The organism is Catenulispora pinisilvae, from assembly GCF_015356865.1.
Taxonomy (GTDB): Bacteria; Actinomycetota; Actinomycetes; order Streptomycetales; family Catenulisporaceae; genus Catenulispora; species Catenulispora pinisilvae.
Window position 1 is genome coordinate 41,247 of the sequence record NZ_JAAFZA010000049.1, and the last position, 13,833, is coordinate 55,079.

Annotated in this window: 9 protein-coding genes and 1 pseudogene; 6 read left to right on the top strand and 4 right to left on the bottom strand. The window is 65.6% G+C overall.

What is annotated here, in order from left to right; all coding sequences use genetic code 11:
• Positions 1 to 2: 2 nt before the first annotated feature.
• Together IZR01_RS16080 and IZR01_RS16085 are read right to left on the bottom strand one after the other, a co-directional pair.
• The gene (locus IZR01_RS16080) at positions 3 to 1,073 is read right to left on the bottom strand and encodes a sensor domain-containing protein (RefSeq protein ID WP_194924328.1); all 1,071 of its coding nucleotides are present in this window, start codon (positions 1,071 to 1,073) and stop codon (positions 3 to 5) included.
• 108 nt (positions 1,074 to 1,181) lie between these two features.
• Entirely contained in the window at positions 1,182 to 1,781 is a 600-nt protein-coding gene (locus IZR01_RS16085) for a hypothetical protein (protein WP_194891147.1), read from the bottom strand.
• A gap of 401 nt (positions 1,782 to 2,182) precedes the next feature.
• Between IZR01_RS16085 and IZR01_RS50595 the strand changes: the two are divergent.
• Positions 2,183 to 2,606, top strand: a pseudogene (locus IZR01_RS50595) (IS30 family transposase); the annotation flags it as partial.
• 177 nt (positions 2,607 to 2,783) lie between these two features.
• Here IZR01_RS50595 and IZR01_RS16090 read toward each other — a convergent pair.
• Entirely contained in the window at positions 2,784 to 3,878 is a 1,095-nt protein-coding gene (locus IZR01_RS16090) for a BsuBI/PstI family type II restriction endonuclease (RefSeq protein WP_194924329.1), read from the bottom strand.
• Between the two features lie 530 nt (positions 3,879 to 4,408).
• On the opposite strand from IZR01_RS16090, the gene IZR01_RS16095 reads away from it, so the two are divergent.
• Together IZR01_RS16095 and IZR01_RS16100 are read left to right on the top strand one after the other, a co-directional pair.
• Entirely contained in the window at positions 4,409 to 6,952 is a 2,544-nt protein-coding gene (locus IZR01_RS16095) for a BsuBI/PstI family type II restriction endonuclease (protein WP_323747020.1), read from the top strand.
• Between the two features lie 604 nt (positions 6,953 to 7,556).
• Entirely contained in the window at positions 7,557 to 7,847 is a 291-nt protein-coding gene (locus IZR01_RS16100) for a hypothetical protein (RefSeq protein WP_194924330.1), read from the top strand.
• A gap of 363 nt (positions 7,848 to 8,210) precedes the next feature.
• Here IZR01_RS16100 and IZR01_RS16105 read toward each other — a convergent pair whose 3' ends face one another.
• The gene (locus IZR01_RS16105; protein WP_194924331.1) at positions 8,211 to 8,678 is read right to left on the bottom strand and encodes a MarR family winged helix-turn-helix transcriptional regulator; all 468 of its coding nucleotides are present in this window, start codon (positions 8,676 to 8,678) and stop codon (positions 8,211 to 8,213) included.
• 74 nt (positions 8,679 to 8,752) lie between these two features.
• Here IZR01_RS16105 and IZR01_RS16110 point away from each other — a divergent pair, with 74 nt between their 5' ends.
• The 3 genes from IZR01_RS16110 (at position 8,753) to IZR01_RS16120 (ending at position 13,351) form a co-directional block, all read left to right on the top strand.
• A complete protein-coding gene (locus IZR01_RS16110; protein WP_194891145.1) occupies positions 8,753 to 9,742 on the top strand; it encodes an amidohydrolase family protein in 990 nt (329 codons plus the stop codon).
• A 282-nt stretch (positions 9,743 to 10,024) separates the two neighbouring features.
• A complete protein-coding gene (gene otsB / locus IZR01_RS16115) occupies positions 10,025 to 12,568 on the top strand; it encodes a trehalose-phosphatase (protein ID WP_194924332.1) in 2,544 nt (847 codons plus the stop codon).
• 225 nt (positions 12,569 to 12,793) lie between these two features.
• Entirely contained in the window at positions 12,794 to 13,351 is a 558-nt protein-coding gene (locus IZR01_RS16120; RefSeq protein WP_194924333.1) for an N-acetyltransferase, read from the top strand.
• Positions 13,352 to 13,833 lie beyond the last annotated feature (482 nt).

The following is a 13,833-nucleotide window of genomic DNA, read 5'->3' on the forward strand; positions in this document are numbered from 1 at the left end:
ACTTACCCGCTCACCTTCGCCGCGAACTGGTCGGCGACCTGCGCCGCCGCGGCCTTGCCGTCGCCGCCCTCACAGACCGCGACCTGTAGCACGGCCTTGCCCTTGAGCCGGGCCTGGCGGTAGCACGCCCACCCGCCGCCGGAGTCCTGAGACGCGGTCCAGGCCAGGTCCTCGGAGGTGTTGGTGTCGACCGTGTAGTTCCACTTCACAGTGTTCTTCTTCTGGTCGGTCCGGGTCGCCGACGGGCAGCCGGCAACCCCCTTGGCCAAGCCCTGGAACACCGCACCGGACTGGTTCGCGTCGCCGTACTTGCCGATCGTCTGCGTCACCGTGTAGTCGCCGGCGCCGGTCGAGTCCTGGTAGGTGGTGGAGTAGAAGACCGTCCAGCCTTCGGTGTATCCCGCGGCCGTGGCCGGGCCGATCGCCACCGCGCACGAGGTCGGGGCCGCGGTCAGCGCCGGCGGCGGCTGGCTCGCCGCCGAGCCGGATATGACGGTCGTGCCGACGGCCTTGCTGACATCGTCCGGGGTCAGGATGCCGGCCTGCACCGTCCCGGCGACGACGTGCTGCGGGTTCACGGCGACCGGCGCCTTCTTCGCGCCGCTGGGCCACACCGCGAAGGTGAGCCCGCCGCCGAGCACCACCACCGCGACCAACCCGATGATCAGCAGTCGGCGACGGTCGCGGGGGGACGTGGGCAGTTTGGGCGCCTGGAAGGACTTGGTGGGTTGCAGCGGCGGCTGAGGTACCGGTCCGTAAGAAGGCGAGAACGAACTCTGTTGCGGAGGCAGAGTCTGGTATCCACCCCCGGTGGACGACGCGGTCGGAGCCGGGGCCGGGGCCGGGGCCAGTGGCGAAACCGGATACGCCTGGGTCTGGTTCGGGATCGGCTGGTTCGGGATCGGCTGGTTCGCGGGCGATTGCTCCGCGGACGCCGGCCGCAGCGACGACCCCGCCGGCGTGACGACGTTCAGCTGCTGCGTCGTCAACGCCGAAGTGTCGTCCCCCAGCAGTTTGTCCTGGTCACCGGTGTGTATGTGTTCTTCGTTCCGACCCTCGGGCTCGCCCGCCATGTATCGGCTCCCCATGTCTGTCAACGCGGTATCGCAGTGATCGACGGTACTGACCGCCACACCCCTGCGATACCTGTAAGCATCCAGGGGAGCAGCCTTGTCCACGGCCTATTGCCAGACAATCGGCTTCGTCTCGTAGTCCTTCACGGACTGGCCCACCCACATCGCCTTGACCGCCGAAGTGTCGCCCGCGTCCTGCAAGAAGATCGCGCAGCCGTCCAGTGTCGAGCCGGCCGGCTGGTTGTTCAGGTGCTCGGTCAGCGCGGGCTCGCAGGGGAAGTTCGGCGTGTCGTCGAAGGGATTGAAGTTGAGCACGTTCATCCCGCCGAGCAGGTGGTCCGGATCACTGCCCAGAATCAGGTCCTCAGCCTGGATGCCGGTGGTGGCGGTGGCGTCGGTCTTGGTGATCCGATAGTGGACGTAGTAGGCGGCCTTGCCGGCCACCTGCTCCGGGTGTTGCAGCTGCTGGAAGTCCGACATGTTCGCTTTGGTGACGTCCAGGACGGTGATGCCCTCGGCGGCGGCGCCCTTGTCCTGACTGATGCGGACCGTGGCCATGGTGCCGAACGGCAGCGTGGTGCCAGGCTTGGTGTCCCCGGCCGGCACGCTGATCTCCGAGCCACTGGAGCAGCCGGCCGCGGTGGTGAGGGCGGCCGCGGCGAGGAGAGCCGCTGTGGCGGGCTTCCACGCCCTTGCGAGTTTTGCCATGGCCGCAGTAGAGCAGAACGGTTCGAGGACCGGTCCTGGGACAGCGTCATGGTCCGCGTCTCAGTGCCCGCTCAGAACCTATCCCGTGCCAAAGTTGGCGACGAGTGCCCTGGCCAGCTAATTCGCCGTTCGGGTCAGGCGGCTCGGTGGTACTCGTGGATGGTGGTGGCGGGACTTGTCCGCGGCGGATCCGGCCTTCGATCGGGCTGACTTCCGCGATGTCGGCGTCCGGAGGGGTCCGGTCCCGGGTCTGATGGGGCCGATGCCCGTTGAAGTGGTCTTCGTAGGCGGCGAGGACCTTGCGGGCGTGAGCCTGGCCGAACAGCGGGACGTTGTCGGTGCGGTCGTACCTGGCTCTGCGGATCCACCGCTCCGCCCAGCAAATCGACCTCAAGGACAGCGACTCCGCGACTAGCACGCTGGTCGAGCGCACCACCCGCAACACGATGCTCGTCCATCTACCTGACGGACGCACCGCTGAAAAGACGCGCGCCGCAGTCCAGAGCACCATGCAGGCCATGCCATCCCCGCCTGATCCGATCCCTAACCTGGTACCAGGGCTCTGAGATGAGATCTCATCACGCCTTCAGCATCGCCACCGACATCCCGGTCTACCTCTGCGACCCCGCCTCGCCTTGGCAGCGCGGCAGCAACGAGAACACGAACGGCCTGCTGCGCCAGTCCTCAGTCCCCCAAGGGCACCAACCTCGCCGTCCACACCGCCGAACACTTAGCCGCCGTTACCACCGAATTCAACGATCGGCCACACAAAATACTCGATTGGGAAACCCAGCCGAGCGCCTGGCTACACTTCTTGCTGCTTGACCAACCGGCCACATGTGGCGGCGACACTCAGAATTCGCCCGACGTCAGTTTCGAACGATCGGCGGACCGCCGGCATCCGTAGCCCCAAACGGAGTCGGCCGGCCATCGTACCGCCCTCAACAGACGCAGGATTCTACGAGCGAGGCCTAGTATATTCCCATTTCCTGCACCGGCTGGTCAATCCTCATATGGAGCGATGTCGCCCAAGGTTAGCAGAGTCATAGGTTCGTCGGCATACCATGCATGTGTCCTGGTGGCTAGACGAGGAAGAGACGACTTCGCTGGCGGACGAGTGCGTGATTCGAAAGCTGTCAAGAATCGACATTGCTCCACAGTAATGCTGGACTGGCCAGCCCACTCCAGGAAGGCGTCTCGACGTTCCGTGGTGATGGGCCCGCCGGTTGCGACGACTTCGATGAACCACAGAGTCTGCTGCGTCTTATCGAGATCTGCGATCAAACAGTCAGGGAGAAGTTTCTGCTTGTCAATGGTCAGCCCGATGGATTTTAGAGTACTGTCGTCGATGAGGTTGACTTTTTCCCCTGATTGGGAAATGAAGATCACGTTCGGATGGGCGAGCGTCGAGGCGAAGTCTTCGATGACGCCCTTCAAAATTCTGCTGCTCAGGCCTGGATGGAGGGTTCGCTGACCACCGCCAGGCAGATTGACGATGACGGAATCTGTACTCAGGGCGGGGTCGCGCATTTTGGCAGCCCGCAGCTTTGCGAGGGGTTTGAGGTGCTTCTCTTGCCAGCTAACAATGGCCGCCGCCAAGTCCTCTCCGAGCAAGGACGGCTCGAAGAGGGCCGCAAAATCAGGGTCCAGATAGTATCGGCCAAGGGGTGAAGACCCCGTCACCGTCGTGTGCTTGACCGCGCCGCAGTTAGCAAACTCCTTGAGCGTCTCGTCTCGGATAGGCTCACGGCTATCGTCCGCGTACCAGGTCGATCCACGAGCAATACCCCAGGTGACGCAGAGCTTGCTGACAGCTTTGCTGCCGCTCCGCGACGCCTTGTAGTAGGCTCTTCGGTCCGGGTCAGTCCGTCGCTTCGCGACCGAGTCGCTCATCCACGAGACCGTCTTCGGACGGATCGGGTGCTCTGCATCGACCGCGCCTACGTAGAGCGCAACGAACACCACCGCAGCCGCCACCGGGTTCGCAGTGGACGTGGTCCCTGTGACGAATTGAGGTAGAACGAGCTTGAGTCGTTCATGGTAGGCCTTGCGGGAAGCCATGAGCGATGGAAGCGACGTCGAGTCTGCGGAGGTCACACCTCATACTATGAGCCGGCTTTGATCCGCGCAGCCTCGATGTGCTCGCCGACCAGGGAAACGATCTCTTCCCGGCTGGGCAATGATCGACCGGTATTGGACCCTGCCGCATCGCTCGCACCTGCGAGGAGTCGACCACCACCCGTTCCCAGTCCAGCTGCCCGTCCACTGGCAGCTTAGACCCGGCGAGATCGCGATGCCCAACGCGTGTTCGAGGGCTAAGAGCTCCGTCCCTGTACGCATTCCAACCACGGATCAGCCATGTGGCGACCGCCGAACGTAGCGAGCGACCGCCGTGGTGGGGACCAAAGGACAGCCGGCTCGGCGGCACCAGCACAGGACTGTCGTTGCCCGTCCCACTTCACCTTGAACCCGCGCCGCCCCTGACACTTGCGGTACAGCCCATTCTGCGAAGGGCGGGGTGAGTAGCGGAGTCTTTTGCCGATGAGGGTGCCGGGAGGCGAAGATCGTTTAATGAGCTCGCAGGCGTCCCCGCGTTTGCGATCTTGCTGGTCGGCTAGTCTGTCGCGGTGACAAACAGCACCGATCCGGGCCAGTTGCTGGACAACCTTTTAGGTGGAATCGAGCAGCGACGCCTAGAGGTAGCTGGCCGCCGCCCGAGCGCTGTTCAGCGGAAATGGGGACAATTCTTCACCCCCCGTGCCGTTGCCGAGCAGATCGCTGCACATCCCAGACTCGATCAGGACGGCGAGCTATCGATCCTCGACCCTGGCGCCGGAGTCGGGGTCCTGGTTGCGGCGGTCATCGCTCGAGCTCTTCGTGAACGTCCGGGGTTGCCGATCCGTGTCACGGCCCTGGAGATTGATCCCTCGCTGAATCTCGCACTGGAGGAGACGCTCACAGAGTGCAGAGCCGCCGCTGCGGAGCTCGGCACCGAGCTGCTGTATGAGGTAGTGGCTGGCGACTTCATTGATTGGGGGATGAGTCAGACCCAGGTGAGCCTGGATGCCGCCGAAAACCCCCGCCGCTACGACATCGTGGTGCAGAACCCTCCTTACGGGAAAGTGCAGCGCACCAGTGCAGTACGGGGATCGCTCTCGATGCTGGGCGTGGAGGTCCCCAACATCTACGCTGCGTTCCTCGCCATCGCCACCAGAGTTCTCGCTCCAGGCGGGCAGCTCGTCGCAATCACCCCGCGCAGCTTCTGCAACGGCGTGTATTTCCGTTCCTTCCGCGCCGACTTGCTCGCTCAGGTGGGATTGGACCGGATCAGCGTGTTCCACGAGCGAGACACGCTGTTCTCCGACTCCTCGGTGCTCCAGGAGACCATCATCTTCAGTGCCACGCAGGGCATACACCCGGACAATGTGATGGTCGTGACAGCCCGGGGCTACTTGGACCCCCGCCTGGAGCGGCTGATCCCCTACACCGACCTCGTCGTACCCAGCGATCCTGAGGCGTTTCTGCGTATCCCGACCGACGCTGACGACGATGCGGTCAGCGCCACTGCCGCGGCTTTGCCGGCGACTCTGGCGGACCTGGGACTGAAGGTGTCCACGGGACGTGTGGTGGACTTCCGGGCTACCGGTTTCCTCCGTATGGATCCCGAGCCCGGTGCAGTCCCGCTGATCTATCCACACCATTTCAACCGAGGTAGTATCGCCTGGCCTGTGAGGCATGCGAAGAAGGCGAACGCCATCGTCCGCGCATCTGAAACCGAGAAGCAGCTGTTCCCCGCAGGAACGTACGTGGTGGTAAAACGGCTCAGTTCCAAGGAAGAAAAGCGCCGTATCGTATCAGTGGTCTATGATCCTGATGTTGTCGAGTCCGACGCCATCGGTTTTGAGAACCATGTCAACGTCATCCATGCCGACGGGATCGGATTAGATCCGGTACTGGCGCGCGGAATGTCCGTGTGGCTCAACTCCAACCAGCTGGACTCGCATTTCCGGCAGTTCAGCGGCCACACACAGGTCAATGCGACCGACCTGCGGAACATGCGCTACCCCGACCGGCCAAGCCTCACCGCTCTCGGAGAAGCGGTAACGCTGAGTGCGTGGCCGGAGCAAGGAGAGATCGATGCGCTGGTCCGACACCACGTACTGGTCGGGGAACGGGACGAGGAGAACCAGGTGATCGAGGACGACGGAACGATCCTGAATCAGGCGCGGCGCCTGCTACTGGATATGAAGCTCGACGCCGAGCGCTCCAACGAGCGCTCGGCCCTCGTGCTGCTGACACTGGCGCGTCTTGGACCTGATGACGACTGGTCACAGGCGACCAACCCCATGCTGCGGACGGTCCAGATCATGGACTATCTTCGGCAGCACCACGGTCGGGACTACAAACCGAACACTCGCGAGACGATAAGGCGGCAGACGCTACACCAGTTCATTGATGCTGGCCTCGTCGTCCTCAATCCCGACGATCCCGGACGGCCGGTCAATTCTCCGCACAACTGCTACCAGCTTACCGACCGCGCGACAGAGCTCATCCGTTTGTACGGAACCACCGACTTCGAACCCTCGCTGAAGGTCTATCTAGCCGACCTACCAGGGCTGAAGGAGGTCTACTTCGCGGAGCGCAAGATGCATCGCATCAAGCTAACGCTCCCCGATGGAGGCGAAGTGGATATCAGCGGCGGCGGACAGAACGAACTCATCGAGAAGATGGTCGAAGAGTTCTGCCCCCGCTACACCCCCGGCGGTGTCGTCCTGTACGTCGGTGATGCCGATGACAAGTGGAAGCACTCGCAGAACGAAGCCCTCGCCGCGCTCGGCGTCACCTTCGACAGCCACGGCAAGATGCCCGACCTGGTTGTCCATCTCAAGGAGAAGAACTGGCTGGTGCTTATGGAAGCTGTGACCAGCCACGGACCTGTGGATGCCAAACGCCACAAAGAGCTCAAGACCCTGTTCGCTGACAGCACCGCCGGCCTGGTCTTCGTGTCCTGTTTCGAGACCCGAGCCGACATGCGGCAGTATCTCAAGGACATCGCTTGGGAGACCGAAGTCTGGTGCGCTGACTCGCCGACACACATGGTCCATTTCAACGGCAGCCGCTTCCTCGGGCCCTACGGCCCTGAGGCTGAAGGCGAAGGTGTCGACGCATAGACTGCTGTGTGTCGGAGAGCGACAGCTGGTTGTGTCAAGTGCTATCGATGCTTCGGCGAGGTCCCACATCCGACGGGCGCAGTGTGGAAGCGCGATGTGAGCGGATGTCGCGGCACCGGCCATTACGGCCTAGTTGCGGCAACACGAGCCTGGTCGTAGCACATATATGGGCTACGATTTTTAGTACGAAACGGAACATCGCGACCCTCGATATCAAGTCCCTGATGGCCCTACAGAGGCTCGAATCCCTTCGCGCGCACTCGTGTTAGGCACATGAACCGCAGGTCAAAGCCCATCCACGGTCGCAAGTGGAGGGGCTTTTGCGTGCCCTGTTCCGGGACCGGTCTCACTTGTCGCCTCAGATGGGGTCTTCCTCAGACGCTTCCTGTGGGCTCGGAACCCGCCACAGGTCCCAGCACGCGCCGCGTTATGCGGTACACCATCGGCAGGAAGTTCCCGCCAGGATCTCAGCTCGACGACCAGAGGCTGCATGCACCCAGGTCACAAGGTCACGTGAATCTCCGAGTCCACACGATGGAGCGAGTACGGCGCCGAAGGATGCGCTGATCTTCGCGTCTCGGTCGCAGATCGATCGAGTGAAGTGGTGGCCGACCTGCTCCAGATCGAAGGTCAGTTCTCGGGCAAGTTGCATGGCCTGAGCACCGGTCGGGTGATCAGTGACAGCCAACAGATCGGCCCTTCGACTGCCGACCTCGATGACGACCGCCGCATACGGCCGTTTCAGCATGACGGTGTCGACGTGCAAGAAATCGATCGCCAGGATCGTTTCGGCCTGGGAGGGCAGGAACGTGCGCCCCGTGTCGTCGTGCCTAGACGGCGACGGGACCGACGTGCACGCAGGATCTTACGGATAGTGGAGGCGGCCACACGGTGACCGCGCGTCGACGCAACTCGCCCTGGACGCGAACGACACCCCAGGTGGGGTTCTCAGTGTGGAGCCGGATGATCAGCACCACCACATCGTCTGGGATCGGTGGACGTCTCGGCAGCTTGGGCTGACGCCACTTCGCGGAGAGCAGGCGACGGCGCCAGCGTCGAAGGGGTCCGGGAGCAACGATGCGACCAGGACAATCAGTTTCAGACCGCTCAGGCGCGGTGGAGCTCTCGGTGGTCGACCGTATGAACTAGTTTGGCCAGGGGAGTTCGTTACCACAGCGGAGTTCGCCGCATGGACAGTCGCCCCTGGCAGTCGACGCCCATGAGGCCGTCGTGGTGATCGACCGCTGAATGTCGTGCGTCAGGCGGGCGGAGCAGGCGGCTGGTTGCGTGTGAGCATTCCTGCGTACTCGGCTAGTAATCGTTGAAGGCCAGCGCGGTCGGCTGGGTTGAAGGCCGCCAGCGAGGCGGCGATGACCTGGTCTGCGCGTTGTGTTGCGCTGGCCAAGGCCTCGTGGCCGGCCTTGGTCAGATGGTTCTCCACGATGCGTCCGCGGCCCATGCTGCGTTCGACGAGTCCTCGGTCCTCAAGGCGGCGCAGCAGTCCGCTGAGCGTCTGCGGCGTGTGGAAGGACGCCCTGGCTAGTTCGGAGGCTGAGGCGCCCGGTTCGCGCTCTACTTCGAGAAGTACTCTCCACATTCCCAGGTTGAGGTCGAGCGGCTGCAGGACCTCGTCGATCTGCTGCGCCAGCAGGTGCTGCGCGCTCCTGAGGAGCAGGCCGAATCGGACCGCTGAGGATGTATCGGGCTTGCCGCTGTTCTCGTCCACCTTGACAGTATAGGAGGCGCCTCCTATGTTGAAGGTGGCTTCAATTAAGGTACCTTCAATTCAGGAGCGGCCCCATGAACGGCAAGATCGCGCTTGAAGAGCACTTCAACCTCCCGGCGTTCGCCACCGACCTCCCGCAGTACGTCAACCCCGGCGCGATGAAGGAGATCGCCCGGCGCCTGCTCGATCTGAGCACCGACCGGTTGGCGGAGATGGACGCCGCCGGGATCGACTACTCGGTGCTGTCGCTGACCGCGCCCGGCGTCCAGGCGGTGCCGGACCCGCGGCGGGCTGTCGCGCTCGCCCGGCAGGCCAACGACGAGCTCGCCGAGGTCGTCGCCGCGAACCCCACCCGCTACGGCGCTTTCGCCTCCCTGCCCATGCAGGACCCGGCGGCGGCGGTGGCCGAGCTCGAGCGGTGCGTCGCAGAACTCGGGTTCCACGGTGTGATGCTCAACGGCTACACCAACATCGGCGACGCCGAGACCGGCTGGTACTACGACCACGAACGCTACCTGCCGTTCTGGGAGCGCCTGGAAGCGCTCGGCGTCCCGGCCTACCTGCACCCGCGCGATCCGCTGGCGGGCAACCAGGGGATCTACGAGGGGCACCCCGAACTGTTCGGTGCGGTGTGGTCCTTCACCGTCGAGACCTCGACGCACGCGCTGCGGTTGATGACCAGCGGACTGTTCGACCGCTTCCCCGGGCTCACCGTCATCCTCGGACACCTCGGCGAGACCCTGCCGTTCAATATGTGGCGCATCGCCCACCGCGCGTCCTACATGGGCGACCTGATCAAGTTCCAGAAGCCGCTCGACTACTACCTGCTCACCAACTTCTACGTCACGACCAGCGGAAACTTCCACACCCAGACCCTCAACGCGACGCTCGCCGAGATGGGCTCCGACCGGGTCCTGTACTCCAGCGACTACCCGTATGAGTCGATGCGTGAGGCGTCCGAGTGGTTCGACCATGCCGCGATCAGCGAGAACGACCGGGTCAAGATTGGCCGCGCCAACGCCCGCAGGCTGTTCCCCGGCATCCCGGAGAAGATCGGTAAGTAGGAGCGGCGTGCCCGTCTAGGGCGTGCCCCGTCGGGCTCGCGAGCACATCAAGAACCTTTCGACCCGGCGGCCAGCGCGTACGCCTTCGTGCCGTCCAAGAGGTCAGCGGTGAAGAATTCGCATGCGGTGACGACTCCAACACGATCTGGACGGTGTGAACGACGGAGTCGTGGAAGCGGTTACGCTCGATACCGCGCAGGGCCGTCGTCGCATGCGCGCCGTGCGGCACCGGGAGACCCGAACGCCGCACACACCCATGACTGAACTCCTTGAGGAGGAGTGTTGACTGCTGAGGCCCTGCCGGCGGAGCTGCGGCGGACGATCGTCCAGATCGCCCGGACTCCGCGGCTCCTGGTCGCCTGCGACTATGACGGCACGCTGGCCCCGATCACGTTGAACCCGGACGAGGCGCGGCCGCTGTCGGAGTCGGTGGGTGCGCTCAGGTCGCTCGCGGCCTTGCACGAGACGACCACGGTGGTCATCTCGGGCCGGGCGCTGCGCGACCTCGCCACGCTGTCGCGGCTGCCCGCCGAGGTGAACCTCGTCGGCAGCCACGGGTCCGAGTTCGACATCGGCTTCGTCCACGAGCTCGCGCCGGAGGCCCGGGCGCTGCACCGGCGGCTCGGTGCCGAGCTGGAGCGGCTGGTCATCGACGTGCCGGGGGTGAACCTGGAGGTCAAGCCGGCGAGCATCGCGGTGCACGTCCGCCAGGCCGAGTACGACGCCGGCCGCGAGGTGCTCGCCAGCGTGCACGCCGGGCCGGCCACCTGGCCGGGCGTCTCGACGACCGTCGGCAAGGAGGTCATCGAGCTCTCGGTGGTCAAGACCGACAAGGGCCACGCGCTGGACGTGCTGCGCCATCAGGTCGCCGCCACCGCGGCGATCTTCCTCGGCGACGATGTCACCGATGAGAAGGCGTTCGCCCGGCTGAGCGGTCCGGACGTCGGCGTGAAGGTGGGCCCCGGCGACACGCTCGCGGCCTACCGCGTATCGGAGACGGCGGACGTCCCGGTGGTGCTCGCGTTCCTGCTGGAGGAGCGCCGGAACTGGCTCTACGGCCAGTCCTCCCACCCGATCGAGCGGCACTCCCTGCTGGCCAACGAGCGCTCGGTCGCCCTGGTGACGCCGGACGCCAAGCTGACCTGGATGTGCCACCCCGGCGCGGACGCGCCGGCGGTCTTCGCCGACCTGCTCGGCGGCGCCGGCGCCGGGCACTTCAGCATCGGCCCCCGGCACAACGGCCTGCCGCTGGGCCAGCGCTACCTGCCCAGGACCATGACGGTGGAGACCCGTTGGTCGCGGCTGCTGGTCACGGACTACCTCGAGCTCGACACCCCGCCGCACCGCACGGACCTGGTCCGGGTGGTGGCCGGTGACACCGAGGCCACGGTGACTTTCGCACCGCGTCCGGAGTTCGGCGGTGTCCCGGTGCGCTTGGCGGTGGAGGCCGACGGCCTGCAGGTGCACGGGACCTCCGAGCCGTTCGTGCTGCGCTCGCCGGGCGTCCAGTGGACCATCACCTCCGACGGGCTGCACGAGACGGCGTCCGCGGTGATCCGGCCGTCGGCGGGGAACCCGATCGTGTTCGAGCTGCGCTGCGGGACGGCCGAACTCGACGAGCACGAGAGTCCCGAGGTGGAGCGGCGGGCGCGCGCGGGCCGGTACTGGAGCGAGTGGGCGGCGACGCTGAAGCTGCCCGGCGTGCTGCCCGAGCTGGTGCTCCGGTCGGCGCTGACGCTGCGCGGGCTGGTCAACACCGACACCGGCGGCGTGCTGGCGGCGGCGACGACGTCGCTGCCCGAGGAGATCGGCGGGGTCCGCAACTGGGACTACCGCTACTGCTGGATCCGCGACGCGGCGATGACGGTGCGGGAGCTGGTGCACCTGGGCTCGGTCGAGGAGGCGGAGGGCTACCTCACCTGGCTGCACGGCGTGCTGGGCACGCTCGCCGGGCCGGAGTGGCTGCACCCGCTGTACACCTTGTCGGGCAGTGTGATCGGCGCCGAGGCCACGATCGAGTCGCTGCCCGGCTACGCCGGCTCCCGACCGGTCCGCGTCGGCAACCTGGCCAACCACCAGGTCCAGCTGGACGTCTTCGGCCCGGTGGTGGAGTTGGTCAGTACGCTGGCCGAGGTGCGCGGCGAGCTGCGCGACGAGGACTGGCAGATGGTGCAGGCGATGGTCGAGGCGGTCTCGCAGCGCTGGGACGAGGCCGACCACGGGATCTGGGAGGAGCGGCACGTGCCGCGCCACCGGGTCTACTCGCGGGTGATGTGCTGGGTGAGCATGGACCGGGGCGTCACGCTCGGCGAGCGGCACGGCCGCGAGGTGCCGCCGGAGTGGAAGGTCCTGCGCGACAAGATCCGCGCGGACGTCCTCGACCACGGCTGGAACAACGAGGTCCAGGCGTTCACCACCGCCTACGACGGCACGGACCTGGACGCGGCCTCGCTGTTCGTGGGTCTGTCCGGCCTGATCGACCCGGCCGACGAGCGCTTCCAGCAGACGGTGACGGCGATAGAGGCCGAGCTACGCAGCGGGTCGACGGTGTACCGGTACCGGCGCGACGACGGCCTGCCCGGCGGCGAGGGCGGCTTCCACATCTGCGCGGCGTGGCTGATCGAGGCCTATCTGCTGGCCGGGCGGCGGGACGAGGCGGAGGAGCTGTTCGCGCAGATCGTCGACGCGACGGGCCCGACCGGCCTGCTGCCGGAGCAGTACGACCCGGTCGCCGAGCGCTCGCTGGGCAACTATCCGCAGGCCTACTCGCACATCGGGCTGATCCGGTGCGCGAATCTGCTGGCCGAGTATCAGGGCACTGTCTGAGTTCGCCGGGTGCCAGTGCCGGTGCCGGTGCCGGTGCCGGTGCCGGTGCCAGTACCGTGCCGGAATCGGCGGATGTTCAGGCTGACCGGCTGATTCGGCGATCGGGTCAGCCGGCTCGGTGGTACTCGTGAAGGGCGGTTCCGCCGGACTCATCGACGGCGGAACCGTCCTTCGACCGCCGATGACTTCGGCTAGGTGGAGTCGCCAGCAGGAGTAACGCGGCAGGTGCCAGCCATCGGGGAGATCTGGAACCCGACAGGCACGGTGGCGGCCGTCGCGGTGGGCGAGTGGAATCCCGGTCCTCGGGTCGTGCTGTTGTCCTACATCGCGACCCGGCCTGGGATGCGAAGCGGCGGTGTCGGCGGGCCGCTGTTGGACCGCGCTCTGGCGCGGTGGCGGGATACCTTCGATCCCTGCGTGGTCCTCGCCGAGGTCGAGGATCCACGCCATTTCACCGCGAGTGAGGACCACGGTGATCCTGTCGCGCGCCTGCGCTTCTATACCCGCCGCAGCGCCCGCGCACTGGACATCCCCTACTTCCAAGCCGCACTGGGGCCGGGTAAGCAGCGTGTGCGGAATCTGCTCCTCATGGTCCTCCACGCCGGTCCCTCGTTCGCCGGGCGTGGTACTGACACGTTGCGCGGTGACTTCCTTCGTCAGTACATAGAGCTGTACCAAGAAGCCTGCGAAGGGACTGTCGGCACGGACCCAGAAGCGCTCGCCTTGTTCGCGGCGATCGACCGCCCGGGCGGTGTTCCCTATCTGGACTTCTCGGCTCTCTAGTGCGGTGGCCGGGTTGGTTCGCCGGGTTGGTGGTGTGGTCGCCGGTTGGGGTTGCGTCGTGTGTGGGGGTTGCGGTGTGTGGGGTGGTTGAAGGGCGTTGTGAAGAAATCGGCGGTTCCGGCCAACTGTTGGGCTGATCCGGTGCGGCGGGGCGGGATGGGGCCGGAACCGCCGGTTTCTTCACAACATGTGTGCTCACCTTCCGCAAAACGGACGACCCGAGCACACGCCCTGTCCCACCGCCGGCCGCCGGATATCCCTGAAACCGTTCTCAAGCCGTGCCTGGAGCCCCGAGGGCGGCTGGGCGGGGACCAGGTCAGGCGAGTCCGGTCCGACCGCGGCGTTCTCGCCCAGGCCGAGTACGACTGAGATGACCACTCATGTTGTGAAAAAACGGACTGATTTCCGCCGCCCTGCCGGGCGACCGCCACCGAACCGGCAAACCCGGCGGCGGAAATCTGGCGGTTTTTTCACAACGAAAT